Origin of the sequence: Aeromonas sp. Y289-2, assembly GCF_027705925.1 — a bacterium.
GTDB lineage: Bacteria > Pseudomonadota > Gammaproteobacteria > Enterobacterales > Aeromonadaceae > Aeromonas > Aeromonas veronii.
In genome coordinates this window covers 953,208-979,957 of sequence record NZ_JAPDCH010000001.1, presented here as the reverse complement: position 1 = coordinate 979,957, position 26,750 = coordinate 953,208, and the positions used below count along the sequence as shown (strand labels likewise).

Here is a 26,750-nt window from a genome sequence, read left to right as displayed (position 1 = left end):
GCTACACGCCGAAACAGCGCTTGGCACAGGCCGCATGACCTCTACTTTTGAGTGCTCCAAAAAATGGGGGGATTACCACCCATTGCCGGTGGCCCTGATACTGCTGCACCAGCGCCGGGTGGCGCAGGTGCGCCTCCTCGGCCTGCCCCCAGTGGATGGCGCAGAGATCCACATGGCCGCGCGCCAGCATCGCCAGCCCCTGACGGGTGCCGCACGGGGTGTAGCCCACCAGTGCCTGGGTGCCGAGCTGCTGTGCCAAGCGGCTGCAGCCGTAGTGCAGCAGCACATCGTCCGAGCCTGCCAGCAGCAGCCGATCGTTCATCACCCCCTCGTGGCAACTGCCGAGCAGCCAGCGGTCGAGCAGGGAACGGGGAAACAGCCACTTGCCGGTCGCCTTGGTGGCGGGGATGCGCGCCTCGTTGGCGAGCTGGTAGACCTTCTTCTCGTTGAGATCGAGGTATTCCGCCACCTGCTTCACGTTCATAAACTCATTCATGGCTTAGTCCCGCATCCCGCGACCGGCCGGACTGGGCGCCAGCACCGGCGGCTTCTCGTCCAGCACCATATGGTCGTGACCGCTGAATACCTCGAAGTGGCGCCCCTTGGCGCGGGCAATCATGGTGATGCCGAGCTGGCGGGCCAGATCCAGCCCCATCTGGGTGACGCCGGAGCGCGACAGCAGCACCGGAATGCCCATCTGCGCCACCTTGATCACCATCTCCGAGGTGAGCCGCCCCGTGGTGTAGAAGATCTTGTCGTGGCCAGCCTCGCCGCGCATCCAGAGCTCCCCCGCCAGGGTATCCACCGCATTGTGGCGCCCCACATCTTCGACAAAGGAGAGGATTTCACTGCCGCGACAGATGGCGCAGCCATGGACGGCACCGGCCATCTTGTAGGTTTCGTTATGGGCCGACAGCGCCTTGAGCAGGGCGTAGAGGGTGCTTTGTTTAAGCTCGGGCGCCGCCAAGACCACCCCTTCGAGCTTCTTCATCACGCTGCCATACATGGTGCCCTGACCGCAGCCGGAGGTGACCGTCTTCTTCTCCAGTGACTTGTCGAGATCTTCGGCCTGCTGGCTGCTCACCACGGCGGCGGCCTCGCTCTCCCAGTCGACGATCACCGACTCGATAGCCGAGATATCCTCGATAAAGCCCTGATTTTTCAGATAACCCAGCACCAGCGCCTCGGGGCGGGCACCCAGCGTCATCAGGGTCACTATCTCCTTCCAGTTGAGGTAGACCGTCAGTGGCCGCTCACAGGCGATTTGGCGGGTTTGCAGCGTGCCCTGTTCATCCATCACCTCGACGGCCATGGTGAGCTGAGTGGCAGCATTGCTTTTGATAAAGGTCGGTGTCATGGGCCCCTCGCGACCGGTTGCCGGGATCTAAGGGGAGGGATACAGCAAGTTTTGTTCCAGATTGTTTTTGGGCGAAATTCTCCTTTTATGGGGTCGACTCTTTTTGTGCTAGTTTAATGGCTTTCCAATTGTAACGATCTTTGGACTTATCCCACGCCATAACACGCAAAACCGATACCCTAGACTCGTTAGCCACATCGCCAATCAAAAATGACGGTACAAATGTGTCCTCTACAAAGCCAAACCCTTTCGCAGAAATACGCAGCTCGCCTTCAACAGTACCCACATCCGCTAGCTTAATTGACTGGCATGGAACCGATGCTACAACTTCCTTCTCATTACCATTTGCGGATAGGGACAATTCAACATAGTCACCTGTTTGAGGCTTCTGATTGCTTTTATGTACTCCCATCCTCACCGACCAGTGGGTGGTTTTATTCACAAAGACTTGAAAGCCCTTCTCTGACTTGTGAATACTCTCAATGACTCCAATCACTTTCTCGGTTGGACCATAGAGATATTCGATAGCGTCTCGGCAAAGAGAGGTTAAAAATGCTTTCAGGTCACTTTCATTAACGTTGGCGTTATACCATGGTTGAGCCATCAACTGCTCAAGCTCGGGTTTTACTTTCCATCCGTGGCTTTGGTATGCCTGCAATGCCGTTTTTAAACACATGGATGCTTCTGCGACTTGCTGATTGGCAAGCAACAACGGGATCGCGCCCTGAAGCAACTTCAAACTGAAAGTAACCTCATGCGCCGAGATGATCCCTTTGGCAAAAAATTTCAGCGCAAAATTAGGGTCTTGTTGCTGATAGCTTGCTGCCAGCGCTCCCCAAGCCCAGGCTTCTTTCTGTTTTTTCCGTAAAATGGGCAACAACAATTCACGAGCCTGGTCATATTGACCGGCAACGATTAAGCACCTTGATTGATCGTAATCGAGCCAAATCAAGTGCTTTGTATCAGATACTTGCTGACGGGCAAGCTTGATAAAACACAGAACTTGATTCAGATCCAGCTGCCAAAAATCGTGTGCGCGCAGCCAGGCATGCGCAATTTGCCGAGCAGTAGTGAGCATCAAGCTGGGCACTTCACCATTCTCAGATTGAAATGGCTGCTTGGCTTCCGCATCAAACAGCGAACCTTGGTGGCGCAGAACAAAATGAATTAATGTGGGGAACCACTCAAGATTCTTTTTGAACTGAACCAACAGCATCTTGTATTCCAACCCACCAGTTGGAATGTCAAATGTCACTATGGTTTGCAGCAAGCTTTCAATAGACTCAAACTCGAAATCACTGGGTCGAAAATTATTCGAAGACGCGGCACGTTTTGATATCTTAAGTTGATGCTGCTTTATAAACTCATAACACACCCAAAATAATGCACCTTTAAGATACGCATCTTGCGGAGACTGTTCCAGCGCCGCAAAACCAACATTCCACGCTTCTTGCAAATGACCTGCTTTACGCAAGTTTGTAACGGTACGGAAAGGCTGCTCATTCATGCTATAGCCCCAATTTTATCAATTACCTCATCCATCAATCTGGTGGAATTACTTAACTGTGACATTTTTACTGTTTTTTTAAACTGGTAAGAATTGTTATAAAAAATATCTATAACCGCCAACTCGTTTTCGCGTTGAAAGTAATACCGCTCACAAAATTCACGTGATTTAATTTTAGTAACTGCCACATCTTCTTCGATTAATTGAGAAGAAATATATTCATAAAGCTCTTTCAAACATGGATGTGAAAACGTGATACCTCCATCAGACTTTGGTTCAGGCAAATCTAACAGCGTCCCCTCCAGTGGTGCCAACAAAGTCATCAACTCTGTGTCAAATCCACCTTGCCCAAGACTGTTCACGTGAGAAATTTTCCAACTACCCTTATAAATAAAACTAATTGAAGCCTGTTCATTACCTCGCTTGAAAATGTAGCGTTCTTGATGGTCGTAATGAAGTACATCTACAATCGAAATCCCGGTACCATCAACCCCCGCTTTTACACATTGATAGAGACGCTGTAATTGCGGTTTGTCACTACGAAAAATGAATGTGTCCACTGGTTCAGGGCCCACTGGCCTTTGAACGATATCTTTGTTGTCATTTGTTGGTTTTTCCGGGGGGAGTTCAGGAGTAGCATCAGGTTTTACCCGAGGTTCTCCAGGCCACAGCGAGATATTTGGTGGATCCATTACATACAAGGTTTCAGATGCACGTGTTATTGCAGTGTACAACCAACGAAAGTACTCTTTTGTTAACTTTTTATGGTGGGTCTGGCACTGCAAAAACACATTTTTCCACTCACTCCCTTGCGCTTTGTGTCCTGTGATAGCGTAGCCGAATTTAATTTTAAAGGCATTAAAATAAGGGTCTTGCAATAATGCAACCCTCCTCTTTTGTTCATTGCCCTTACGTTTCAGCTCAGGATTTCTATTTAGAAAATGTACATAGATTGCTTTATGCTCATCTGACGACAAGGCCGGATCATCATTATAAAGTAGATTCTCTATGACTTTGGCCTCAAAATAAAATGGCTCACCGAAATCATTACGAAACCCCAGAATCACATCTCTAAAACTTAGATCAACCTTCCTTTTAACCATTTGGCCAGTATCGCCTTTCACGCTAATAATAACGCTGACTAATTCAGGGTGCGGTGATATAACCTCTTTTATCATACCAAACTCGCCATTAGTAATAGTGGCGTCAGGTCGATAATGATTCGCTACCGAAATAACTTTATCGCCTCTGGCCATCTCCTGCTGACCGTCGAAAAACTGTTCACGAATGAGTCGATTATATTCACCAACCTGTCGGTTTGAAGAGGCAATGATTACACTCTCTCCTGTTTTACCTATTTTCCCATCGCAGGTCTCTAAAAACGCATTGAGAAGATTATCGGGATATAGTTGACATACGTCTTCATTATTCACAACGAATTGCAATTTATTGAAGACCTTTTGCTCTAGCCCATCGCGTAGCATAGCTGCATTGACCAATACACCACTGTTAGCTCTTTGGCGTACAACTTCAGTTAAACACCCTGAGACAACCTTCAGTTGATAGTTCTTGCTGAGATAAAAAGCATCAAGTGCTGGTGAGGTATTCATACCTACAGGTGGCAACTGCGCATTGTCACCAATAAAAATAATCTTCTTATTATGATCGTTATGGTCAAAATTGATGAATTTGAGCAAGTCTCTTAATAAATAACCTGAACCAAACTGGAAAAACTCACCATCCGAATATTTATCAGACACCATGGAGGCTTCATCAATGATGTAAACCGCTTCTGCAGTATCGACGTTAACCTTTAACTCTGCATAACAGCGGTAAGTTTCAGACCCATCAATCCCATCGACCTTAAACTCTTTTATGTTCTCGTAATTATAAATGGCCCGATGTATTGTGCAGGCTGCTTGCATGGTTTTATCTGAAATAACCTTGGCCGCCTTACCCGTAGGCGCCATAATTTTGAACTCACGGCCTATTTTATCCAAATACTGTGTGATGCCTTTGGTAATAAATGTTTTACCTGTACCGGCATAGCCGTTCAACAAAAAAACATTTTGATTAGGATCTTTCAGAAAGTCATTGACTTGATTTACAACTTTTCTCTGGCTTGATGTCAGTGTTACATCTTCAAAGCAGTCAAAGATATCGATATTTCGGCGAGTCAGCTCCATATCCAGATCGAAGCTTGATGCCGATGACATACTTGCTTGCTTAAACTCTTCGCGCAGTTGATAGTTTGACACAGCCTGCTGTGAAGCCATTAAATCTTTTTGTTTCTGCTCAAGCGCTATCTGCAGTAGTGCTTGCTCTTTATTTACATTCGAAAGCGCATCGTTTTTAGCACTCAGCTCGGCTAACAATACCGTTGTCTTTTGTTCAAACGTTTCTTGATTGGCAGCCAACTTTGCCTTTAGCTCAGACTCACGAGTTGCAAGCTCTTGCTGCTGCAGCAATAATTCTGCTTGTAAAGATGCGGTAATATCGATCGGCTGTACTGGATTAACAAACTCGGGAGGAAAAATCGTCTCATTAAGAATGGTCTGCGCGTACCAACGGGCAATAAGAAAAGCCTCTTTGATCAGCCAAAATGTCTCATCTATGGAAATATCAACTGTTCCACTAGCAGAATGAGCGGCCTTATTACCATTGAAGCGAATTGTATCTAACTTAGTCAAAATACTGCGGTCACCAACGACATTCTTAAACTCGTCATCTCGCAGACGATTATATAAGTCATCTCGTTCTGGTGGCGTCAACGCCAAGCTACTGTAAATATCACCAACGATGACCTCAACAAAACACCGAAGTTTAACCAACGCCGCTTGTCTGTCGTTATGGCAATACAGTTCCGCACTGCAGCCAAGTTGTGCAAGTGCGGGTTGAATTTTTTCAAGAAAGGTAAAATTACTCATTATTCCCTCAACTCAAATTCATCGGTCATCAGTCTGGTCAGCAAGCTATCACCAAGTTGGTCGGTACGCGCAGGGCTCTTGCCATCATCCTGCTGGACAAACGGTGACGGCTACCCGCTTGTCACTCGTCGAGTTGCTGAGTGATTGAGCCCAGTCTGCTGCGTTAACCTGTGAGATAGCAATCCGTACTGCCATGGTGTTATCCCCAAAGAGGATGGTTATTTGGCTATGTTAGTGGTGGCCTAGGCGCGTTGAAAAGTGTGTTTTAGCCGAAATCTGCCTAGGATCACCCACAGGGCGTCCGCATGAACGTTTATTGAGCTCATCTCGTATGTTGGGCTAAAGCGTAGGTTGGTGCTGAACGAAGTGAAGCCCAACGTTTACCGTGGAATATTTCAAAAGCAATAATCGGATAATTCAGTGTTATTCGGTTATTGCCATCCCTTTTGATTAGACTCTGGCGGATTGGTTTTACTCCGCATGTTGGGCTTCGCTGCGCTCTGCACCAACCTACGCCCGCACCAACCCATGTCCTGGACGACGCCCCAACCCGCATCAAAGCACCTATTAACCACCAAACCTGCCTTGGCCCCACTCTTGCTAAGTCTTATCCCATTGATGGCCGTGGCTGCCCTTAATCCCCTGCTCTGATCTGCCTCGAACGGGGTGGATCACGGGGGGAGGGCGGCCCGGCCGAGACCTTCTGATGGGAGCCGTGACAGTGCAAGACACCACCAATACCTTGCCCCCGCAGCGCTGGCTGCAACTGGAGTTAAAGGCCATCGACAGCCAGGTTGGCCGCTGGCAGAGCCGCCGTTTCGAGATTGTGGCGCTCCATCCCGCCGAACCCGAGGCTGCCGGTGCCTTGCCCCTTACCCTGTTTCGCGATGAGCGGGGGGATTATCGCTTCAATCTGAGCTCCGGCTCGCCCCGCCTCTTTGTCACCGGAAGCCGCGTTGACAGTGGCTTTGTGGCCGATGGCCTCACCCTGAGCCAGACCGTGGCCGCCGCCTATATGGATGGCGAGCGGCAGGTGCTCTCCTGTCCGCTGCCCGAGGCGCTGCAAGCCTGGGTGGAGGCCTTTATCGGCCGCCACGGCGAGCTGCTGGAGGCCCGTCGCAAGGGCAAGAAGGGCAAGGGGCGGGCGCAGGATCAGCTCGGTGTCGATACGGTAGATCAAGCCAGCTGCGGCGCCGTCAAGGCCACCGGCCCCGATGGCCGTGAGCGTGGCAGTGACAGCGGAAATCGCGCCCATGAGTGAGTTCCTCAAGCGCTGGTCGTCGCGCAAGAGTGAGGCGCGCAAGCATCAGGTATTGCAGCCGAGGGAAGAGGTTAGCCCCGAGGCGGTTGCCGCCCCCATCGAAGGCAGTGGCGAAGCTGAAACTCCAGATACTGCGCTGGATAGCCCCGTAGTCAGCACTGACAAGGGGAGCTGTGAACCCCTTGCCGTTGAGAGGCTGGAGAGTGGCGAGTCGCAGCTGAAAACGGCTCAGCCGGGCAAGGCCAAACTCCCCGACAAGGAGGCGCTGCGGGCCATGTTTCGCAGCCACAAGCCGGATGGGCTCGACGACTACACCCAGGATTTCAGCCAGCCCGAATTGCTGCCCGCAGCCCTGACCGCCGGGCTGCGCAACTGGCTGGTGGATCAGGTGATCGCCCCGGAGAGCGAATCGGCCAACCCGGCCAGCGGGTCTGCTGAACCGGTGGCGGTTGCCAGCAAACCTGCCGCCGACGAGCTGGCTGATAACCATTCTCAAACCCACACCGACGATCGGGACATTTTGGTTTCCTGTGGTGGACAAAATGTCCCAACCAAAGGTGGGGGAATGGAACCCTCAGGATCCTGACTCCCTGTCAGTCACTTTTTTCCCGGGGGAGTTGGCTCGCCTCTTGCTCTCTCGGCTTACCAACAAGCGCCCATCCCATGAGGTGGTGCGCACAGGAGCGTATGTGAGCACTGAACAAACATTGCCAAGTCTGACCCCAAATCTAGCCTCCAATCTTGCCCATGGGGCGGGGGCGGCCGCGCATAACGCGCGCGCCTATGCCCTGCAGCATACGGTCAAGACCGATAACCTGATCCCGGCCACTGTCTCTTACCAGAGTCAGGGGCGCCTGCTGCTGGTCGGCCCGGAAGATCGCATTCGCCGCGCCGCCAGCCTGCTGCCCGCCGGGGTGAAGCCCACCCTGCTGGTGAGCGAAGCGGTCCACGATGCCGAGGCGGCCGATCTCGAAGCCATCTTTGATGCCACCGCATCCCTCGCGGCCCTGACCCTGCGCGAACCGAGCCTGACAGGGTATCTGGGGCAGTTCCAGCTCATTGGCCTCAATGGGCAGGGTGAACGGGTTAATCTGGCTGCGCTCTGCTTTCCACAACAAACGGTTGTTGGTAGCGAACCGCGCTTCGATCTGGTGGCCGATCTGGGCCGTGCCCCGCTCTTTGCGCTGGAGCGCCCGCCGGTCGGCTATCTGCATCTTGCCGATGACCAAGAGCTGGCCGAACGACTCGCCGAGCTCTGTGCGCTGACCGGTATTTTCGACAAACCGCGCTATTTTCGCCTCGACCCCGAGGCCTGCGCCTTTACCGCCCGCGGCGTGCCCGGTTGCAGCCGCTGCCTCGATGTCTGTCCGACCGATGCACTCAAGCCCGTCAATGGTCGCATCCAGATCGATCCTCATTTGTGTCAGGGCTTTGGCAGCTGTGCCTCTGCCTGTCCGACCGGGGCGATTGCCTATCACCAGCCAGATGCCAACACCAGCGGCGACTACCTGTTCCGATTGCTGAAGCACTACCGGGAGGCGGGCGGCGAAGCGCCTCGACTGCTGATCGCCGGTGAAAACGAGCGCGAATGGGTGGAAGCCGAGCTCGCCCGCTTGCCCGCCAACTGGCTGCCGGTCAGGGTGGAGGAGAGCGCGAGTTTAGGCATCGAGAGCTGGTTTGCCGCCCTCGCCTATGGTGCCAGCTCGGTGCGCATTGCGCTGGGCGACGATGCCCCTGCTAGCGTGCGGGCATTGGTTGAGCGGGAGCTGGCGAGCGCCACAGTGCTCTTGGCGGGCGCCGGTCTCGCTGCCGATCGCATCGCTCTGTTTGACACTGATGCTGGTGAGCCTGTTTCCGGCCTGCCAGCCGTTGCCCTGCTGGAGAAGCCGCTCAAAGGGGATAAACGGGAGAACCTGTTTGCCGCCTTCGATGCCCTCTGGCAGGCCAATGAGGGGAGTCGCGAGCCGCTGGCGGTGCCCCACGGTGCCCCTTACGGCAGTGTGGCACTCAAAGAGTCTGACTGCACCCTCTGCATGGGCTGCGTGGCGGTCTGCCCGAGTCGTGCCCTGCATGCGGTGGGGCACACTCCGGGTCTCAACTTTATCGAGCAGGATTGCATCCAGTGCGGCATGTGTGAAAAGGCGTGCCCCGAGCAGGCCATCGTACTGGTGCCCCGCCTGCAACCGGAACCCGAGGCGCGCCGCGCTGTGCAGAGCCTGAAAGCCGAAGAGGCTGCCTGCTGCATTCGCTGCTCCAAGCCGTTCGCGCCCGCCTCGATGATCCGTCGCATCCAGCAAAAACTGGCCGGTCACTCCCACTTCCAGAACGAGGCCGCCCAGCGGCTGCTGATGTGTGAAGACTGCCGGGTCAAGGATGTGTTTGCAGCGCTGGCGGCGGATCCCGTCTCCCAGCTCAAGGTGTGAGGGCCAGTGATGAGTGAACAACATAACGAAAAGGCTGGCGAACTGACCATGGCCGAACTGGAACAGAGCAGCGCCGATCTCTACGCCCTGCTGGCGAGCCTTTGGCGCGCCGCTCCCCGTGGCGAACAGCTCGCCTGGCTGCAAGGGTTGCAGGCTATGCCGGGCCCCTTTGCCAGAGGGCTGGGGCTGGTGCAGCTGGCGGCCAGCAGCCACCACGAAAACGAGCTTGCCGAGGAGTATCAGGATCTCTTTATCGGGCTGGGGCGCGGGGAGATCGTGCCGTTTGCCTCCTGGTATCTCACCGGCTCATTGATGGAGCTGCCGCTGGCAGTGCTGCGCGCAGATCTGCAGTCCCTCGGTTTTGAGCGCCAGAGCGGAGTGTGCGAGCCGGAAGATCATCTGGCCGCCCTCTGCGAGGTGATGGCGGTACTGATTGGCGAGCAGCACCCGGAGCGCAACCGCTTCTATGAGCGCCACCTTGCCCCCTGGGTACTCGCCTGCTGCCGTGATCAGCAACAGGCGAAAGGGGGGAGCTTCTACCGGGCGGTCGGCGCCCTTGCCGAAGATTTCTTCAAGCTGGAAAACGAATTGCGCCTGCCGTTTGGCGCCTGCGTGGTGCCGGGCTGAACGCCCCTATCTGCGCATAACAAGAGCTGCGCATAAACGAGCAGACGAGATATCCCATTGGACGCGAAGCTGGCGCGCAGGCGCCGGCAAGAACAACAACAGAGGTCACAAGAATGAGCGATGAACAGCTGAAAGACCCGTCCCGCCGCAATCTGATCAAGGGAGTTGGCGTGGTCGCCACCATAGGCGTATTGGCCGGTGCCACCGGCCGGGTGGTGGGCAAAGAGGTGTTGACCCACGACACCGAGCCTGACAAGGGCTATCGGGAGACCCCCCATGTTCACGACTTTTATCGCACCCTGCGCGGCACTGACTGAGCCGGATCAGTGAAGGAGAACTCATGAAACTGACAAAACGTGCCGAGCAGCCCCAGGCGGGCGAGCAGGGCAATGAGGCCATTCGCGGTCAGGGGCTGACCCGCCGCGCCTTTATGGTCAACTCGGGTCTGGTGGCCGGTGGCGCTGTGGCCGCCGGTTGGCTGGCCCCGGCCATGATGCAGCGGGCCGAGGCCAAAACCGTGGCGGCCGGGGTGCCGGTCGAGGTGAAGCGCACCATCTGTTCCCACTGCTCGGTGGGCTGCGGCGTCTATGCCGAGGTGCAGAACGGCGTCTGGACCGGTCAGGAGCCAGCTTTCGATCACCCCTTCAACCTTGGCGGTCACTGTGCCAAGGGGGCGGCCCTGCGCGAGCACGGCCACGGTGAGCGTCGCCTCAAGTACCCGATGAAGCTGGTGGGCGGCAAGTGGCAGCGTATCAGCTGGGATCAGGCCATCGAAGAGGTGGGCAACGAGGTGCTGCGCCTGCGCAAGGAGTCCGGTCCCGACAGCGTCTACTGGCTCGGCTCCGCCAAGCACTCCAACGAGCAGGCCTACCTGTTTCGCAAGATGGCGTCGCTTTGGGGCACTAACAACGTGGATCACCAGGCGAGGATCTGCCACTCCACCACGGTGGCTGGCGTAGCCAACACCTGGGGCTACGGCGCCATGACCAACAGCCTGAACGACATGCACAACAGCAAGTCGATCATGTTTATCGGCTCCAACCCGGCTGAGGCCCATCCGGTCGCCATGCAGCACATCCTGCTGGCGAAAGAGCGCAACGGCTGCAAGATCCTGGTGGTCGACCCGCGCCGCACCCGCACCGCCGCCAAGGCTGACATGTACCTCTCCCTGCGTCCGGGCACCGACGTCGCCTTTATCTGGGGCATGCTCTGGCACATCTTCAAGAACGGCTGGGAAGACAAGGAGTTCATCCGCACCCGCGTCTACGGCATGGATGAGGTGCAAAAAGAGGTGGCGCGCTGGACCCCAGCAGAAGTAGAGCGGGTGACCGGCCTCAACGAACAGCAGGTCTATGGCGCTGCCAAGCTGCTGGCCGACAACCGTCCCGGCTGCGTGGTCTGGTGCATGGGCGGTACCCAGCACACCACAGGCAACAACAATACCCGCGCATACTGCATCCTCGAACTGGCTCTCGGCAACGTGGGCAAGAGCGGGGCGGGCACCAACATCTTCCGTGGTCACGACAACGTGCAGGGCGCCACCGATTTTGGCGTCACCTCAGACTCTCTGCCCGGCTACTACGGGCTGGAAGAGGGCTCCTGGAAGCACTGGGCCCGGGTGTGGGACGTCGATTACGAGTGGATCAAGGCGCGATTTGACAACAAGGCCTACAACGGCAAGTTGCCGATGAACAACAACGGCATTCCGGTCTCCCGCTGGGTGGACGGGGTGCTGGAGAACGCCGATCTCATTGAGCAGGGCTCCAATATCCGCGCCATGTTCTACTGGGGCCATGCGGTCAACTCCCAGACTCGCGGCCCGGAGATGAAGAAGGCGATGCAAAAGCTCGACATGATGGTGATTGTCGACCCGTATCCCACAGTCGCTGCCGTCATGAACGATCGCACCGACGGCGTCTACCTGCTGCCGGCCACCACCCAGTTCGAGACCTATGGGTCCGTCACCGCCACCAACCGCTCCATGCAGTGGCGCGACAAGGTGATCGAGCCCCTGTTCGAATCCAAGGTCGACCACGAGATCATGTATCTCCTGAGCAAGAAGCTCGGCTTTGCCGACCAGCTGTTCAAACACATCAAGGTGGAGAACAACCAGCCGCTCTTGGAAGACATCACCCGCGAATACAACCGCGGCATGTGGAGCGTGGGCTACACCGGCCAGAGCCCGGAGCGGCTCAAGGCGCACCAGCAGAACTGGCACACCTTTCACAAGACCAACCTCAAGGCCGAGGGTGGCCCGGTCAGTGGCGAAGTGTATGGTCTGCCCTGGCCCTGCTGGGGCACCCCGGAGATGAAGCACCCAGGCAGCCACATCCTCTACGACACCAGCATTCCGGTGTCGGAAGGGGGCGGCGGTTTCCGCGCCCGTTTCGGCATCGAGTATCAGGGCGTCTCGCTGCTCGCCGAAGACTCCTGGCCGAAGGGGAGTGAGGTGGAAGACGGCTATCCCGAGATCACTGCCGACTTGATGAAGCAGCTCGGCTGGTGGGATGAGTTGACCGAGTCCGAGAAGAAGGAGGCCGAGGGCAAGAACTGGAAGACCGACCTCTCCGGCGGTATCCAGCGGGTCGCCATCAAGCACGGCTTTGTGCCGTATGGCAACGCCAAGGCGCGCTGCGTGGTGTGGACCTTCCCGGATCAGGTGCCCAAGCACCGCGAGCCGCTCTACACCCCGCGCCGCGACTTGCTGGCCGACTACGCCACCTGGCCTGATTCGAAGAGCCTGTGGCGTCTGCCGACCCAGTACGCCTCGGTGCAGGAGAAGGATGTCAGCAAGGAGTTCCCGATCATCCTCACCTCCGGCCGTCTGGTGGAGTATGAGGGGGGCGGCGACGAGACCCGCTCCAACCCCTGGTTGGCTGAATTGCAGCAGGAGATGTTCGTCGAGATGAACCCGGCGGATGCCAACGACGTCGGCGTGCGCGACGGTCAGGATGTGTGGGTCGAGGGGCCGGAAGGGGGCCGGGTCAAGGTGAAGGCGCTGGTGACCCCGCGGGTCAAACCGGGGCTCGCCTTTATGCCGTTCCACTTCGGCGGCCACTTTGAGGGCAAGGATCTGCGATCCAAATATCCGGAAGGGTCTGACCCCTATGTGCTGGGGGAGTCGGTCAACATAGTCACCACCTATGGTTATGACCCGGTCACCCAGATGCAGGAGACCAAGGTCACCCTGTGCCGTTTTCGCAAAGTAGGAGCCTGATCCCATGGCCAGAATGAAATTCATGTGTGACACCAAGCGCTGCATCGAGTGCAACGGCTGTGTGACGGCGTGCAAGAACGAGAACGACGATGCCCTGGAGTGGGGCATCCAGCGCCGCCGGGTGGTAACCCTCAACGACGGCCTGCCGGGGGAGACCTCCATCTCGGTCGCCTGCATGCACTGCACCGACGCCCCCTGCATGGCGGTCTGCCCGGCCGACTGCTTCTATCACACCGACGACGGCATAGTGCTGCACAACAAGGATCTCTGCATCGGTTGTGGCTACTGCCTGTTTGCCTGCCCGTTCGGGGCGCCCCAGTTCCCGAAGACCGCCGCCTTTGGCGATCGGGGCAAGATGGACAAGTGCACCTTCTGTGCCGGCGGCCCGGAAGAGGATCACAGCGAGGCTGAGCGTCAGAAGTACGGTGCCAACCGCATCGCCGAGGGCAAGCTGCCGATGTGTGCCGAGCTCTGCTCCACCAAGGCACTGCTGGCAGGGGATGCGCAGGTGATCTCCGATATCTTCCGCGAGCGGGTTGCCTATCGCGGTGCCAAGGATGCGGCTTGGGGTAATGGCGATGAGCTGTTTCACGATGCCAGCAAGCTGAACAAGCAGGGAGGGGCGGCATGAAAACCTGGCTAATGGCCCTGTTTGCTGCCCTGCTGCTGGTGAGTACCGCAAGTTTCGCCGATGCCGAGAAAGAGGCGGTCGGCTTTGCCGGCGCCGATTACTGGCGGGCGGTGAAGGATGGGCAGGAGGGGGTGACCACTTCCCGCTCGCCGGAGCACGGGGTGCTGATCTCGGTGCCGGGCCAGCTCTGGTTCGAGGTGAAGACCAAGTGGGTGTCGCCGCTCGGCGCCATCGCCATTTTCGGGTCGCTCGCCATGTGTGGCCTGATGTATCTGGTGGTGGGGCAGACCAAGCTCTCCAAACCGCGCACCGGGCGCAAGCTCAAGCGCTGGAGCAGGCTGGATCGTGCGCTGCACTGGACCACGGCGGCCATGTTCCTGACCCTCTCCGGGTCGGGGCTGGCCATCATCTATGGCAAGTACTTCATCAAGCCGGTGGTGAGCCTCGGAGTGTGGGAGAACTGGATCTGGTTCGCCAAGGTGTTCCACAACTACGTGGGGCCGCTCTTCTTCCTCTGCCTGATGGGGGTACTCATCAAGTGGTTCCGCCACAACATCGTCAACATGGTGGATGTGCAGTGGTTCATGAAGTTTGGTGGCATGCTCGGCAAGCACAAGGGGAGTCACCCTTCGGCAGGCTTCTCCAACGGCGGCGAGAAGGCGATCTTCTGGTTGCTGATCTGGTTTGGCGGCATTGTGGTGGCGACCGGGCTGTTCCTCGACTTCCCCATCTTCGGCCAGCTGCGCCGCCAGATGGAGTGGGCCAGCTTTATCCATATCGTAGGCGCCTTGATCCTTATCTGCGGCTTTATCTTCCATATCTACATGGGTCTGTTCCAGCTGGAAGGGGCGCTGGAGGGGATGGTGACCGGCGAGGTGGACGAGACCTGGGCCAAGGAGCACCACGACCTCTGGTATGAAGAGGTGAAACACACCCTCGATGAGCCCAAGACGGGCAAATCAAGCTGATGGTCGACAAAGAGTAAAGAGAAGGGGCGCTGCGGCGCCCCTTTTGATGGCGGGTCGATCGTGATGGCAAATTGATTGAGCGATGCCGCAAACGGCGATGGTTTTTTGGGCCACCTTGAGCAACAGTAACAGGGGTTCCATTCACACAAGGGATGACAAATGATGAGAAAAGCATGGCTGGCAGCGGTATGTGCATCTGCGCTCTTCGGTGGTATTGCGGGCGTGGCGCAGGCGGCTGACGGGATAAAGACCCAGCAGGTGCAGTTCAAGAAGGGGGAGTCAGGGGCGACTATCAACGGCACCATTCAGGGTAGCCAGACCCTCGATTACAAGCTGACGGCCAACAAGGGCCAGAGCATGGTGGTGATCCTGACCGGCAAGCCCTACTTCAATATTCTGCCGCCGGGCAGCAAGGGGGAGGCGATGTTTATCGGCTCTACGGAAGGGAACAACTTTGAGGCGACCCTGCCCGCCAAGGGCACTTATACCATTCGGGTCTACCAGATGGGGGCGGCCGAGAGCAGCAAGGCCAAGACGCCGTTCAAGCTGGAGGTGGGCATCAGCGGCTAATGCCAGCAGTTGACAAGCATCACAGAGGTGGAGGCCACAAAGGGCCGCCACCGTTGTTTTATCCCCTCTGTTTTTGCCTCGCCAAGGTCAATATTCCCCCCGGGCCAGCCGCTCGAAGTAGCGCTTATAACGTCCGCTTGCGATGGCCTGCTGCAACTGCTGATTGAACTGATCCCGCAGTTTGGCTGAATCCGGCATCTTGCGTGGGAACATCACGAAGCTGTCGTTGCGCAGAAAAGGGGTCTGACTGTGGGTGATGAGTGCCGCGCTGGCGGGGTCGAGCTGGCTCTGCAACTCGGCCAAACCGACTCGCAGCTCTTGCGGATAGAGGTCGATCCGCCCGCGCAGCAGCTTGCCGAAATTCTGTTTCACGTCGGTGACTTTCTGTTGGGTTACCTTGCCATCGGCCACCATCTTGTCCAGATCTGGCCCGTAGCTATAGGCGATATCGCCCCCCAACCGCATGCCGATGATCTGCTCAAGGCGCTCGGCCTGCAGCTGCCGTGATTTGAGGGAGAAGAAGACAAACTGCTCCTGCAGCACCGCTTCGCTAAACAGAAAATCCAGCTCCCGCTCCGGTTTGTGCATCCAGACGGCGGTGGCGTCGTAGAGCTGGCTGTTGGCCGCCAGCGAATAGACCCGACCCCAGGGGGCGAAGTGGAACTTCACCTGATAGCCCGCCTCCTTGAACAGATCGCTGATGAGGTGGGCCACTGGACCGTGCTGTTTTGACTGCTCGGAGACAAAAGGGGGCCATTCACCCACGATGATGTTGAGCACCCGGCCCGGAGCGGCGAGAGCCGATTGGCTGGTCAGAAACAACCACAGAGCAAGCAGCGGGATCAGGCGCATGGCAGAAAGAAGGGGACGCAGGCTGGCAGAGGCGAGGGCATCAGGTCACTCCCGGCTGTGATGCGGTGAAAGGGGCTGGGTTGCCCGCAATGCTAACATGAGTCTCATTCATTGCCGTGGATATTTGTCTCGCCGGGGTTGCCGGGCGCCTATTTTGGCCGCAGGGTATGCCCAAGCTCACAAAACCGATCGAGTAAACGTCATATGATTGATTTCATTATGAGTCTTGCTCTCCTGCCGAACGGCAATTTCACGTAAATCAAAGAGAATGACTATGGCTACCGGACAATATCTGCTGTGGAAAGATGCACAGGGACAGGATTTTCGCCCCGTTGCACTGACCGGCACTGATCTGCTTAACAATCGATACCTCAACAAGGGCACGGCCTTTACCGAACAGGAGCGGGCCGATTTTGATCTCGATGGTTTGCTGCCGCCTCAGGTGCAAACTTTTGAAGCCCAGCTCGAGCGAGTGTATGAGGGGTTCAAGAGCGCTTGCAGCGATATCGAGAAGTACCAGAACCTGCGTGCCCTGCAGGATCGCAACGAGACTCTCTTCTATGCCCTGTTGTCACGCCATGTAGAGGAGATGACTCCCTACATCTATACCCCGACTGTGGGCAAGGCGTGTCAGGAGTTCAGCCACCGCTTCCAGAAGCCGCGCGGCCTCTACATCACCCCGGACAACGTGGATGACATGGGCAGTCAGGCCCGTCACTTCGATGCCAAATCGATCCGCATCATAGTCGTCACCGACAGCCAGGGCATTCTGGGGATCGGCGACCAGGGTGTTGGCGGCATGGGCATCCCCATCGGCAAGCTGGCGCTCTATACCCTGGGGGCCGGTATTCACCCCGCCTGCTGCATGCCCATCGCGCTGGATGTGGGCACCGACAATCAGAAACTGCTCGATGACCCCATGTATCTGGGCCGCCCGCACAAGCGTATTCGCGGCAAGGAGTACGAAGAGTTCATCGACAAGTTCGTGCAGGGAGTCAAGCGCCACTTCCCCAACGCCGTGCTGCAGTGGGAAGACTTCAGCAAATCCAATGCCTTCAACAATCTGGCCCGCTACCAGCAGTCACTGCCGTCATTCAACGATGATATTCAGGGCACCGGTGCCGTGGTGCTGGCCGGTATCATCGGCGCGGTCAAGGTCAAGGGGGAGACCCTGGGCCAACAGAACTATCTGGTCTATGGCGCGGGTGCCGGCGGAGTCGGCGTGGCGGATCAAATCTGTGCGGGGATGATCCGTGAGGGGATGGATCCGCAGGCGGCCCGCGATCGCATCTACATTCTGGATACCCAGGGGCTGGTGTGCGACAACCGGGACGGGCTCGACGAGTACAAGCGTCGCTACGCCAAACCGGGGCTGCTGCTGGCGGGCTGGGATACCGAGGTGCCCGGCAAGGCCAATCTGGCCGATGTGCTGCGTCATGTGCCCATTACCGTGTTGCTGGGTACCAGCGGCTCGGGCGGTGCCTTCCAGGAAGAGCATATTCAGCTGATGCTGCAGCATTGCGAGCACCCCATGGTGTTCCCGCTCTCCAACCCGACCGCCAACTGTGAAGCGCTGCCGGAAGATATCTACCGCTGGAGCAAGGGCAAATCTATCGTTGCAACCGGTAGTCCGTTCAAGGATGTGAGCTACGAGGGGCAGGAGTTCCGGGTCGGGCAGGGCAACAACGTCTTTATCTTCCCCGGTGTAGGTCTGGCGGCAATCGTCAGCCAGATCCGCGAGATCACGCCCGATGTCTTCACTACCGCCGCCTTTGCGCTGGCTGAGTGCGTGAGTGAGGTTGACCTGGCGAAAGGGGCCGTCTATCCCCGCATTCGCGAGCTGCGCAGCATCTCGGTGCATGTGGCGACCGCCGTGCTCAAGGATATCGTGCGTCGGGATCCCTCCCACCCGCTGATCGGTCAGGATCTGCAGCAGCATATCCTCAACCACATGTGGGAGCCGGTTTACCTGCCCTATCGTCGGGTATAACCGCGTATTTACCGCTCGGATAACGGATCGGTAAAGATGACAAGGGGGTAGCGCTGCTACCCCCTTTCATTCATCCCCGGTGGTATTCACTAAGTTTGCAATGGCCGCCAGCGCCCTTGCTGATTGCGACAGGCGGTATCCTGCCACTGCTGGCTCGCCTTGCCGATATAGAGTTGCTCGCGATAGTCGCGACACCACTCCCCGCTGGTATGGCGGAAGGTGCGTAGCGGGGTGACGCTACCCGAGTGACGATTAGCCGGATTGAACCAGGTGAGGCTCTGCCCTTTGGTGCGGGTTTCTAGCGCCTTGGCGAGGGCCTGATTGGCCAGTTGAACATCTGCCTTATCCATCTGATGGTAAAGCGGCGGGGTGTCGACCGTGGCGCAGTCAGTGAGGCCGAGCAGGAGGAGTGGTAACAGATATCGCATCATGGTTGCCCCTGTTGGCGAAAACCGTTGTTGAGCAGCGCCCGCTCTTGCTCATCGGTAAGCACTTGCTGGCGATCATCGACCGTGCCATCACCTCTTAGTTTGTTGCCGTTGGCATTGACAGCATCCACACCGTTGTCATCGACCGTGCCATCGCCCCTGAGTTTGTTGCCATTGGCATCGACGGCATCCACACCGTTGTCATCGACTGTGCCGTCACCTCTGAGCTTGTTGCCGTTGGCATCGATGGCATCCACGCCGTTGTCATCGACTGTGCCGTCACCTCTGAGCTTGTTGCCGTTGGCATCGACGGCATCCACGCCGTTGTCATCGATGGTGCCATCGCCTCTGAGCTTGTTGCCGTTGGCATCAACGGCATCCACACCGTTGTCATCAACGCCATTGCCAAACCCGCGGCCACCCCCATGGCGTTCTCCCCCTGCATGTTTTTCTCCACCAGCATGCCGTTCACCTCCACCATGCTGCTCTCCGCCGGCATGCTCGCCTTGGCCGCCACTGTCATCGCTGCCCCCATCGCTGTCGCTGCCACCGCTGCTGTTGCTGCCACCGTCGTTGTCGCTGCCGCCGCTGTTGCTGCCTCCGCCGCTGTTGCTGCCTCCGCCGCTGTTGCTGCCTCCGCCGCTGTCGCTGCCACCGCTGCTGTTGCTGCCTCCGCCGCTGTTGCTGCCTCCACCGCTGTTGCTGCCTCCACCACTGCTGCCCCCACTGCCACCATCGCCATCTTTGTTGTGAACGATCAGCTCATTGGCGATGTAGCTGTGGCTGCCATCGAGCAGCAGATTGAAGAGTGCGGTAGTGGGAGATGCCTCGATCCAGCAGAGTGACTCAACCAGCAGTAATTCCGGCTGGGGTTGCAGGGCCAGATTGCCCGTCACCATAACAGGTGCGGGGCGACACATTATCTGCATGCCGGTAAATAGCGGCAGCACCGCCAGTTGCGGGTTTTCGGTTCGTGTCATGGCCGGTGAGATGGCTGCCCAGCCCCGAGTGGTCAGCAGAGGGTGCTCTGCGGTAAAGAACGGGGGCAGATCATTGATCCCATAGAGTCTGCGCTTGCCCAGTATGACCCGTTCGACCGCCAGGATCCGGTTACTGCCGCCGTGCTGATCCAGCACCTGTTCACCGACCCGGAGCGTCTCTATGGGGCGGGTGGAACCATCGGCCATCGTGATGCGAGTGCCGGCGATAAAGCAGGACTTGGCATAGGCCTGATTCATTTGCCACTCATTGTGGGCGAAATCATAACTGAACGGGTTTGCAAACAGGGCGAGTGCGATGGCCGAGCCAATAAGCAATCTGCGCTGGTTGGCCTTGAATGGGGGCTGTGACATGGGGACTCCTTGTCCATCTTGATTCACAGGATCCATTATAGAGCGCCCTCTGGCGGCGGCATTTTTGACCATGAACACAATAAACATGATGGAAAAACGATTGGCGTTCGTCATAATAATGCGTAAAATCGCATACTCGATGCTTGTAGCAACGAATCCCGCCTAAAAAGCCAGTTTCATGCCCTTCCCAAGCAGTAAAAGGTAAAAAGTGACGAATTTGTGTTCATTTTGTGCCTTGAAAAAGTCTTGTGATGACTGAAAAGTGATAAATATCCCCATCAGTTATCAAAAAATTAAGGACATCCATGTTTTCCTTAGTCAAGCAAAGTGTCGCCGGGCTGCAAATCCTGTTTGTCGCCTTCGGTGCCATGGTTCTGGTGCCCCTGCTCACCGGATTGAACCCCTCCATGGCCCTGCTTGGCGCCGGTGTGGGCACCCTGTTGTTCCAGCTCTGCACCCGCCGCCAGGTCCCGATTTTCCTCGGTTCCAGCTTTGCCTTCATCGCCCCCATCATCTACGCCACCCAGACCTGGGGATTGCCATCCACCATGTTTGGCCTGTTTGCCGCCGGTTTCATGTATTTCATTCTGGCTGCGCTGATCCGGGCAAAAGGGATGGGTTTTGTGCACAAATTGCTGCCCCCGGTGGTGATTGGCCCGGTGATCATGGTCATCGGTCTTTCTGTGGCGCAGGTTGCCTGCAACATGGCGATGGGCCGTGCCGGTAGTGAGCAGGTGGTACCTGCGGGGACTGCGTTGACGCTGGCCGGTATCTCGCTGGCGGTCACCCTGATTGCAGCTGTGTTCTGCAAGGGGTGGATCAAGCTGATCCCCATCCTGTGCGGCGTGATTGCCGGTTATGTCTCGGCGGTGTTCATGGGCCAGGTGAGTTTCGATGGCATGGTGAACGCCCCCTGGCTGGCGCTGCCCCACTTCGAAACCCCGGAGATCAACTGGGCTGCTGCGTTGTTCATGTTGCCGGTAGCCATCGCCCCCTGTATCGAGCATATCGGTGGCGTGTTGGCGATTGGTGGCGTGACTGGCAAGGATTACACCAAGGATCCGGGTTTGCACCGTACGCTGGCCGGTGACGGTATCGGCGTCTGCTTCGCCGGTTTCATCGGTGGCCCTCCCGTGACCACCTACGCCGAAGTGACCGGTGCCGTGATGATCACTCGCAACTTCAATCCGGTCACCATGACCTGGGCTGCGGTGTTTGCCATCATTCTGGCCTTCTTTGGCAAGTTCAATGCGCTACTTACCTCCATCCCGATGCCGGTGATGGGCGGTATCATGCTGCTGCTGTTCGGATCCATCGCTGCCATAGGTCTCAAGACGCTGGTGGAATCCAAGGTGGATCTGGGGCTGTCACGCAATATCGCCATCGTTGCCGTGACTCTGACCGTCGGTGTCGGTGCGCTGGAGATGAAGATTGGCGACTTCGCGCTGGCCGGCGTTGGCCTAGCCTCCGTTGCCGCCATCCTGCTCAACCTGATCCTGCCTGCGCACTCCGAAGAAGGTGTGATGGACGCGGCCAAGGACTGAGTTTCACCAGACGTTCATTGTTGATTTGGAGAAGGCCACCTCGCGGTGGCCTTCTCATTTTCGGATATCTAGCGCCACTTTTTGGCTCGACGGAGCTCATCTGGAATCTAATTTGGAAGCAGATGAGGGGGTTAGCATTCTCATTTGACGTATCTCTTTTCGTGACCTTAGCTAAAGGACAGGTTTGGCTCTGAGGTCTCCTCGAGCAGTATGGGAAAATGGATGTTGGCGTTTTCTATCATTTCTCTCCCAGACCCCTGTCATAAAACGATGCGCTTTTTCTTTGCCACGGCGCTGTTGTATGGCAGAGGCTTATCCGCCCCACTCCGCACTCCCCTTATGCTGCACTGGCATGTTTCCTCCTCGATTTGTTGTGAGCCTCCCTCGCCGGTTGCGTTTCGTTGCGCACAGGCAAAATCCGGATCTGTTTGCTGCTGCACATGGGTGGGCGGCGAGCCGTGAAAGCCGGCATGACCCCAGCGGGTCAGACGTGCACCGCCATCGGTAACGGCGGATGTTCAGGGATGAATGGCAAGCAAAGCGAGGTTGCAATGAACTATCAACTGCTGTGGAAAAGTGCAATTTTTTCAGTCACTTCCATGATGGCGATAAGCGCTGTTCAGGCTGCGCCACTGAATGTGATGACCGAGGATTACCCGCCATTCAACATGCAGGGGGAGGGGGGCAAGATTGTCGGGCTGTCGACCGAGGTGGTCGAAGAACTGTTCAAGCGTGCTGGAGTCGAATACAAGCTGACCCTGATGCCTTGGAAACGGGCGTACGAAGATACCCTCGGTACTCCTAATACCGCCCTCTACTCCACGACCCGCACTCCGGAGCGGGAAGCACTGTTCAAGTGGGTAGGGCCGCTGGTCAATAACAACTGGGTGTTTTTCTCCAGTTCGACCGCCAATATCACGGTCAAGTCGCTGGAAGATGCCAAGCAGTATTCGGTGGGTGGCTATAACGGTGATGCGGCCGCCGAATATCTCAAGGCCCAGGGATTTGCCAAATTGCAGCTGGCGGCCAACGATACCGCCAACGTGAAGAAACTGGAGGCAGGTCGCATCGATCTCTGGGCTACCGGCCAGTATCTGGCCCCCTATCTGGCCAGCAAGGAGAAGGTGGCCTCACCCAAGCCGGTCTTCGTGTTCAAGGAAACCCAGATGAGCTTGGCGTTTAACAAGGACACGCCCGATGAGCTCATCACCAAGCTCAACGAGATCCTCGCTGCCATGAAGGCGGATGGCACCATCGACAAGATCAATGCCAAGTACCAGTAACAGTACCAATAGCAAGTGCCGCTTAATGGCACTGCGCCGGCTGCCGTAAAACCGGGAGGAAACCATGGATTGGAAAAGTCTGACGTTCAGGATTGCCGTGTTGACCTCCCTGTCGGTGAGTCTGCTACTGGTGTTGTTTGGCGCTTACAACTACAACGCGGTAAGGGCGGAGAGCTACAGCAAACAGAGTGTGCTGGTCGAACAGGCCATCGGCCGGCTGCAGCTCTCCCTGCCCGGCCCGCTGTGGAATTATGAATCGGCTTTCATCGAGGCATCGCTCAAGTCCGAGCTGGCGGCCGATATCCTGAGTGCTTTGCTGGTGGTCAACAAGGACAAGCTGGTGGCCGGGTTTGCCCGTGATTCGGCGGGGGACATTGCCCCCGTGACAGCCATGCCTGCCGATGTGTCTGCCTACGGGGGGTATGATCTGGTCTATGACGACAGCGGCCAGAAAAACACTGTGGCCCGATTGCTGGTGCAAACCAGTGATGCTGCCATTCAGGCCCAACTGCGCCAGCAGTTGATCACCACCGTCTGGCAGATCCTGGTGCTCGATCTCTGCATCATCGCGTTGCTGATGGTGCTGATTCATCGCAATGTGCTCAGGCCGCTCCATCAGATGAATCAGGCGGTGTTTGATCTGGCCAAAGGAGAGGGGGATCTGACCCGGCGTCTGAAGATCAGCCGCCAGGATGAGATGGGCGCGCTGGCCACCAACATCAATCACTTTATTGCCAAGTTGCAGGAGATGGTGGCGGAGATCAACGAGCTCTCTGCCGGTGTGTTGCAAACCGCCGAACTCTGCGACTCCCTCTCGGCAGATACCCGGGTAGGCAGTGACGCCCAGCAATCCGAGCTGGATCAGGTCGCTACCGCCATCACCGAGATGAGTCAGGCTGTGCAGGAAGTGGCTGGCAATGCGGTGAAAACCTCTGGCGCTACCGATGAGGCCAACCTCTATGTGGAGCAGGGTTACAATCTGGCGGGCCATGCCAATGAGGCCATCCATCAACTGGTGGGGGAGGTGGAGCGGGTCGCCACCCTGATGCGCACCCTTTCGACCGAGAGCAGCAGCATTGGCACCATCATCGAGGTGATCAACGGCATTGCCGAGCAGACCAATTTGCTTGCCCTCAACGCGGCCATCGAGGCGGCGCGGGCGGGTGATCAGGGGCGCGGTTTTGCGGTGGTGGCGGATGAGGTGCGCACCTTGTCGGGCCGTACTCGCCAGTCGACGGAGGAGATCAGCGCCGGTATCAAGCGGTTGCAGCAAGCGACCCAGAATGTCGGGGCCGGAATGCAACAGAGTCAGGAGAAGGCATCCCGCGCCGGCATCGAGGCGGCAGATGTGCAGACATCGGTGGAGAAGATTAAAAATCAGGTCAGCCTGATCCGCGAGATGAACATGTATATCGCCCAGGCATCGGAAGAACAGCACTCGGTGGCAGAGGCGGTCAGCCACAGTGTCAACCGGATTGCGACGCTCAACAGCGAGAGTGCGGCCAGAGTGGCACAGGTTGCCGAAGCCAGCAGTGATCTGCGGCAGCTGTCGGCCCAGCTCGACACCCTGCTCAAGCAGTTTCGGGTCTAGTCAGTTCACTTCGCCCCGTTGGATCATCCTGCGGGGCATGCAAGGTTCCCTTTATTGTGAAGTGCGGCGAGATGTTGTGAGGGGCAAGGGGCCTTGTCCAGCAGAGCTTTTCGTCATGCCCATGTCACTGTTCAGCTGAGATTGGCGTGGCCGCGATAGGCGAAACTCGCAGCATCATGCTCTGCCCGATACGCAGTCCGACAGCGCTGGACGCATATTTTCATTTTCCCCGCTCGTGCCTGCCTGCATCTATTGTGCCGCTGATCTCGACCCTTTAGAATTTCGTTTAATTACAGCGAGTCCTGAGCTGCCATCTGGCTTTATCAGGTGTGGAATCCCATCTTCTTCATGATGAATGCAAATAACAGGTGGTTGGTATGACGGGGGTTGCGCTAGGCAATAACATATCAGCCTATCACTTCGGTGATTATGTTTTTGATGTCAAAAGGCGAGAGTTGATCTTCTGTGCCGACAAGGACAACTTGCAAAGCGCCCGGGTGGTGCGCTTGTCATCGGCAGAGAGCCTCATTTTCAGCTATCTGCTCGATCACCATGACGAGGTGTGCGACAAGGATCTGTTGCTTGATATCGGCTGGTTGGGTCGCCCCATCAGCCCCAACTCCCTGAACGTGGCTATCGCCAATATTCGCCGCCACTTCGCTTCATCCCCCCAGACGCTGGATATCAGAAGTACCCCGAAAAAAGGGTATTCCCTGCATCTGAACTGCAAGATGAAGAGCTATTACGGCAAAGCACTGCCAACAGAGAGTGAGCCCTTGCCCGAGCCGATGAGCGAGCCCACGCCTGCAGCGGCTGCGCAGCCACCGTCGACATCACCAAGCTCCGACCACGAGGTCATCAAAGAGCCTGCTGCTGCTCGTTCTTTTGGTGAGCGCGCCAAACTTGCCTTTCTCTGCGGTATCGGGCGGCCAATGCTGGCAAGGGGCCTGATATACGTCAATCTGCTACTGGCTGTGCTGGTGGCGTTTGTCGCCAGCTATCTCCATTTCGAGTGGCTCCATGTGCACTGTACCGACTCGCCGACCGGCGTTGTTTGCCAGATGGAGGCTCGGAGCGACGTGCCTCCAGTCAAACCGGCATCGCTGGTGCTTGTCTCCGGCCACCAGGTTCGCGTGCTTTCCTATAAAGAGCTCGAAAAAACGCTGTAAGGGATCTCTGATGAAACGAACGCTGAAAAATACCTTGCTGCTGTTGCCACTGCTTGTCGTGCTGCTGTTTGTGGTCGGGATGTTTATCAACAGTCTGGGCTGCCATTACGACCTGAAAATGTCGGCCAATGGAGTCAACTATCACGGGGTGTGCCGCTGGGGCAAAATCACCGTGATCGAAGAGGAGGAGGCGACCAGGGAGAAGTGGCGGGTGACCGGTTTTCAACTGACCTTCTTCAACCAGCTTGTTTACCTCATCGACAGTCGTACCCAACTGCACGAATCGGGTAACGATGACTCCTATCTCAATGAGTACAACCTGATCCAGTCGCAATATGCGCTGGTCAACTATGCCTGGGTGCCGCTGACTGAAAACAAGGTGGCGATCTTTCAGCGCGATCCGGTGCATGAGGTTGTGATTGCCCAGCGAGATGGCTGGTTCGATCTCTACCGCTGGTTCTTCCCCCCGGCACCGCTGGTGCCTGTTCAACCACAAAGCGCAGTTGCCGGGCGTCCCGCTAGTTTCTAAATAACTTACACCAAGGGCCGGTGACCTCGCAGTGGCCTGTCTCATCACTGTTTTGCCAGCCCAGCCGATGGTAGAAGGCTACCGCCGCCGTGTTGCGGGTTGCAACCTTGAGCGAGCCGTGCGGCGAATCAGCGAGGCCCCGCTCCAGCAGGGCGCGCCCTATCCCCTGACCGTGCCAGTCGCTTGACACATAGAGGTGATGGACGAAGTTATCGGGCTGCCAGATGGCGATAAAGCCGCAGATATTGCCCCCCTGCTCGGCGACCCACACCTGTTCACCTTTGGTCTGCATCTCGAAATCCTCGAGTTGGAAACGGGCGGGATCAACCCAGTGAAAGGTGTGGCGGCGGCTCTTTAAAAACAGCCGGGCCAGTTGGGGAATGTCGTGTTCTTCCATGAGCCGGATCATGATGCCCTCCCGAGCCAATGTTCATTAAGGCAGCTGCACAGCGGCAGGTTAATCGATGCAAATGACAAGGGTGTGATTAAGCACTGTCCATTGTATTTGCCATGGGGCTATACTG

Annotated in this window: 22 protein-coding genes and 1 pseudogene; 15 read left to right on the top strand and 8 right to left on the bottom strand. The window is 57.0% G+C overall.

Annotation, left to right across the window (positions count from 1 at the left end):
• Positions 1 to 61: 61 nt before the first annotated feature.
• The 4 genes and pseudogenes from OKC43_RS04375 to OKC43_RS04360 all read right to left on the bottom strand — a co-directional run.
• Positions 62 to 484 (bottom strand): annotated as a pseudogene (locus OKC43_RS04375) (helix-turn-helix domain-containing protein); the annotation flags it as partial.
• 15 nt (positions 485 to 499) lie between these two features.
• Positions 500 to 1,357, bottom strand: a complete 858-nt coding sequence (locus OKC43_RS04370) for a formate dehydrogenase accessory sulfurtransferase FdhD (RefSeq protein ID WP_270803982.1) — start codon at positions 1,355 to 1,357, stop codon at positions 500 to 502.
• A gap of 85 nt (positions 1,358 to 1,442) precedes the next feature.
• Entirely contained in the window at positions 1,443 to 2,864 is a 1,422-nt protein-coding gene (locus OKC43_RS04365) for a DUF7017 domain-containing protein (protein WP_257725198.1), read from the bottom strand.
• Complete coding sequence (locus OKC43_RS04360; RefSeq protein WP_270803981.1) at positions 2,861 to 5,791, bottom strand: AAA family ATPase; 2,931 nt, start codon at positions 5,789 to 5,791, stop codon at positions 2,861 to 2,863. The genes OKC43_RS04365 and OKC43_RS04360 overlap by 4 nt, the downstream gene beginning before the upstream one ends.
• A gap of 706 nt (positions 5,792 to 6,497) precedes the next feature.
• Here OKC43_RS04360 and OKC43_RS04355 point away from each other — a divergent pair.
• The 9 genes from OKC43_RS04355 (at position 6,498) to OKC43_RS04315 (ending at position 15,488) form a co-directional block, all read left to right on the top strand.
• Positions 6,498 to 7,052 (top strand): DUF3305 domain-containing protein, encoded by a 555-nt coding sequence (locus tag OKC43_RS04355; RefSeq protein WP_158112137.1) that lies wholly within the window; start codon positions 6,498 to 6,500, stop codon positions 7,050 to 7,052.
• Positions 7,045 to 7,638, top strand: coding sequence for a DUF3306 domain-containing protein (locus OKC43_RS04350; RefSeq protein ID WP_270803980.1), 594 nt, complete (start codon positions 7,045 to 7,047; stop codon positions 7,636 to 7,638). The genes OKC43_RS04355 and OKC43_RS04350 overlap by 8 nt, the downstream gene beginning before the upstream one ends.
• Before the next feature lie 103 nt (positions 7,639 to 7,741).
• The gene (locus tag OKC43_RS04345; RefSeq protein ID WP_270803979.1) at positions 7,742 to 9,475 is read left to right on the top strand and encodes a 4Fe-4S dicluster domain-containing protein; all 1,734 of its coding nucleotides are present in this window, start codon (positions 7,742 to 7,744) and stop codon (positions 9,473 to 9,475) included.
• A gap of 9 nt (positions 9,476 to 9,484) precedes the next feature.
• Complete coding sequence (locus OKC43_RS04340; RefSeq protein ID WP_270803978.1) at positions 9,485 to 10,102, top strand: TorD/DmsD family molecular chaperone; 618 nt, start codon at positions 9,485 to 9,487, stop codon at positions 10,100 to 10,102.
• A gap of 113 nt (positions 10,103 to 10,215) precedes the next feature.
• Complete coding sequence (locus tag OKC43_RS04335) at positions 10,216 to 10,419, top strand: transcriptional initiation protein Tat (protein WP_005303194.1); 204 nt, start codon at positions 10,216 to 10,218, stop codon at positions 10,417 to 10,419.
• Positions 10,420 to 10,442: 23 nt separating this feature from the next.
• Entirely contained in the window at positions 10,443 to 13,319 is a 2,877-nt protein-coding gene (locus tag OKC43_RS04330) for a formate dehydrogenase subunit alpha (RefSeq protein ID WP_270803977.1), read from the top strand.
• A gap of 4 nt (positions 13,320 to 13,323) precedes the next feature.
• A complete protein-coding gene (fdh3B, locus tag OKC43_RS04325; RefSeq protein ID WP_005334799.1) occupies positions 13,324 to 13,950 on the top strand; it encodes a formate dehydrogenase FDH3 subunit beta in 627 nt (208 codons plus the stop codon).
• Positions 13,947 to 14,918 carry a formate dehydrogenase subunit gamma gene (locus tag OKC43_RS04320; protein ID WP_270803976.1) on the top strand — a complete coding sequence of 324 codons (972 nt, stop codon included), beginning with the start codon at positions 13,947 to 13,949 and terminating at the stop codon, positions 14,916 to 14,918. The genes fdh3B and OKC43_RS04320 overlap by 4 nt, the downstream gene beginning before the upstream one ends.
• 159 nt (positions 14,919 to 15,077) lie before the next feature.
• Positions 15,078 to 15,488, top strand: coding sequence for a hypothetical protein (locus OKC43_RS04315; protein WP_013723543.1), 411 nt, complete (start codon positions 15,078 to 15,080; stop codon positions 15,486 to 15,488).
• Positions 15,489 to 15,575: 87 nt separating this feature from the next.
• Here OKC43_RS04315 and OKC43_RS04310 read toward each other — a convergent pair whose 3' ends face one another.
• Entirely contained in the window at positions 15,576 to 16,340 is a 765-nt protein-coding gene (locus OKC43_RS04310) for a substrate-binding periplasmic protein (RefSeq protein ID WP_270803975.1), read from the bottom strand.
• 274 nt (positions 16,341 to 16,614) lie between these two features.
• Between OKC43_RS04310 and OKC43_RS04305 the strand changes: the two genes are divergently transcribed.
• Positions 16,615 to 18,330 (top strand): NAD-dependent malic enzyme, encoded by a 1,716-nt coding sequence (locus OKC43_RS04305; protein WP_270803974.1) that lies wholly within the window; start codon positions 16,615 to 16,617, stop codon positions 18,328 to 18,330.
• Positions 18,331 to 18,419: 89 nt separating this feature from the next.
• Here the strand turns inward: OKC43_RS04305 and OKC43_RS04300 are convergent, their stop codons facing one another.
• Positions 18,420 to 18,761 carry an RT0821/Lpp0805 family surface protein gene (locus OKC43_RS04300; protein ID WP_270803973.1) on the bottom strand — a complete coding sequence of 114 codons (342 nt, stop codon included), beginning with the start codon at positions 18,759 to 18,761 and terminating at the stop codon, positions 18,420 to 18,422.
• Positions 18,758 to 20,110 (bottom strand): hypothetical protein, encoded by a 1,353-nt coding sequence (locus OKC43_RS04295; RefSeq protein ID WP_270803972.1) that lies wholly within the window; start codon positions 20,108 to 20,110, stop codon positions 18,758 to 18,760. The genes OKC43_RS04300 and OKC43_RS04295 overlap by 4 nt, the downstream gene beginning before the upstream one ends.
• A gap of 305 nt (positions 20,111 to 20,415) precedes the next feature.
• Between OKC43_RS04295 and OKC43_RS04290 the strand changes: the two genes are divergently transcribed.
• The 5 genes from OKC43_RS04290 (at position 20,416) to OKC43_RS04270 (ending at position 26,226) form a co-directional block, all read left to right on the top strand.
• On the top strand, positions 20,416 to 21,654 hold the full coding sequence (locus OKC43_RS04290) for a uracil-xanthine permease family protein (protein ID WP_005334784.1): 1,239 nt from the start codon (positions 20,416 to 20,418) through the stop codon (positions 21,652 to 21,654).
• Between the two features lie 551 nt (positions 21,655 to 22,205).
• Positions 22,206 to 22,937 (top strand): substrate-binding periplasmic protein, encoded by a 732-nt coding sequence (locus OKC43_RS04285; RefSeq protein WP_199428276.1) that lies wholly within the window; start codon positions 22,206 to 22,208, stop codon positions 22,935 to 22,937.
• Between the two features lie 64 nt (positions 22,938 to 23,001).
• Entirely contained in the window at positions 23,002 to 24,528 is a 1,527-nt protein-coding gene (locus OKC43_RS04280; protein WP_270803971.1) for a methyl-accepting chemotaxis protein, read from the top strand.
• 455 nt (positions 24,529 to 24,983) lie between these two features.
• Positions 24,984 to 25,697: a winged helix-turn-helix domain-containing protein gene (locus tag OKC43_RS04275; RefSeq protein WP_270803970.1), complete on the top strand. Its 714-nt coding sequence runs from the start codon at positions 24,984 to 24,986 to the stop codon at positions 25,695 to 25,697.
• 10 nt (positions 25,698 to 25,707) lie between these two features.
• Positions 25,708 to 26,226, top strand: a complete 519-nt coding sequence (locus OKC43_RS04270) for a hypothetical protein (RefSeq protein WP_042082504.1) — start codon at positions 25,708 to 25,710, stop codon at positions 26,224 to 26,226.
• On the opposite strand, the gene OKC43_RS04265 is transcribed toward OKC43_RS04270, so the two are convergent.
• A complete protein-coding gene (locus OKC43_RS04265; RefSeq protein ID WP_270803969.1) occupies positions 26,216 to 26,635 on the bottom strand; it encodes a GNAT family N-acetyltransferase in 420 nt (139 codons plus the stop codon). The two genes, OKC43_RS04270 and OKC43_RS04265, sit on opposite strands and share 11 nt — an antisense overlap.
• Positions 26,636 to 26,750 lie beyond the last annotated feature (115 nt).

What these genes read in the sequence shown, in the direction of transcription:
- fdh3B (WP_005334799.1), top strand. Translation starts at nt 13,324, where the DNA reads ATGGCCAGAATGAAATTCATGTGTGACACCAAGCGCTGCATCGAGTGC.
- OKC43_RS04335 (WP_005303194.1), top strand. Translation starts at nt 10,216, where the DNA reads ATGAGCGATGAACAGCTGAAAGACCCGTCCCGCCGCAATCTGATCAAG.
- OKC43_RS04305 (WP_270803974.1), top strand. Translation starts at nt 16,615, where the DNA reads ATGGCTACCGGACAATATCTGCTGTGGAAAGATGCACAGGGACAGGAT.
- OKC43_RS04270 (WP_042082504.1), top strand. Translation starts at nt 25,708, where the DNA reads ATGAAACGAACGCTGAAAAATACCTTGCTGCTGTTGCCACTGCTTGTC.
- OKC43_RS04310 (WP_270803975.1), bottom strand. Translation starts at nt 16,340, where the DNA reads ATGCGCCTGATCCCGCTGCTTGCTCTGTGGTTGTTTCTGACCAGCCAA.
- OKC43_RS04265 (WP_270803969.1), bottom strand. Translation starts at nt 26,635, where the DNA reads ATGATCCGGCTCATGGAAGAACACGACATTCCCCAACTGGCCCGGCTG.
- OKC43_RS04340 (WP_270803978.1), top strand. Translation starts at nt 9,485, where the DNA reads ATGAGTGAACAACATAACGAAAAGGCTGGCGAACTGACCATGGCCGAA.
- OKC43_RS04295 (WP_270803972.1), bottom strand. Translation starts at nt 20,110, where the DNA reads ATGTCACAGCCCCCATTCAAGGCCAACCAGCGCAGATTGCTTATTGGC.
- OKC43_RS04370 (WP_270803982.1), bottom strand. Translation starts at nt 1,357, where the DNA reads ATGACACCGACCTTTATCAAAAGCAATGCTGCCACTCAGCTCACCATG.
- OKC43_RS04285 (WP_199428276.1), top strand. Translation starts at nt 22,206, where the DNA reads ATGAACTATCAACTGCTGTGGAAAAGTGCAATTTTTTCAGTCACTTCC.
- OKC43_RS04360 (WP_270803981.1), bottom strand. Translation starts at nt 5,791, where the DNA reads ATGAGTAATTTTACCTTTCTTGAAAAAATTCAACCCGCACTTGCACAA.
- OKC43_RS04290 (WP_005334784.1), top strand. Translation starts at nt 20,416, where the DNA reads ATGTTTTCCTTAGTCAAGCAAAGTGTCGCCGGGCTGCAAATCCTGTTT.
- OKC43_RS04350 (WP_270803980.1), top strand. Translation starts at nt 7,045, where the DNA reads ATGAGTGAGTTCCTCAAGCGCTGGTCGTCGCGCAAGAGTGAGGCGCGC.
- OKC43_RS04355 (WP_158112137.1), top strand. Translation starts at nt 6,498, where the DNA reads ATGGGAGCCGTGACAGTGCAAGACACCACCAATACCTTGCCCCCGCAG.
- OKC43_RS04330 (WP_270803977.1), top strand. Translation starts at nt 10,443, where the DNA reads ATGAAACTGACAAAACGTGCCGAGCAGCCCCAGGCGGGCGAGCAGGGC.
- OKC43_RS04320 (WP_270803976.1), top strand. Translation starts at nt 13,947, where the DNA reads ATGAAAACCTGGCTAATGGCCCTGTTTGCTGCCCTGCTGCTGGTGAGT.
- OKC43_RS04365 (WP_257725198.1), bottom strand. Translation starts at nt 2,864, where the DNA reads ATGAATGAGCAGCCTTTCCGTACCGTTACAAACTTGCGTAAAGCAGGT.
- OKC43_RS04315 (WP_013723543.1), top strand. Translation starts at nt 15,078, where the DNA reads ATGATGAGAAAAGCATGGCTGGCAGCGGTATGTGCATCTGCGCTCTTC.
- OKC43_RS04300 (WP_270803973.1), bottom strand. Translation starts at nt 18,761, where the DNA reads ATGATGCGATATCTGTTACCACTCCTCCTGCTCGGCCTCACTGACTGC.
- OKC43_RS04280 (WP_270803971.1), top strand. Translation starts at nt 23,002, where the DNA reads ATGGATTGGAAAAGTCTGACGTTCAGGATTGCCGTGTTGACCTCCCTG.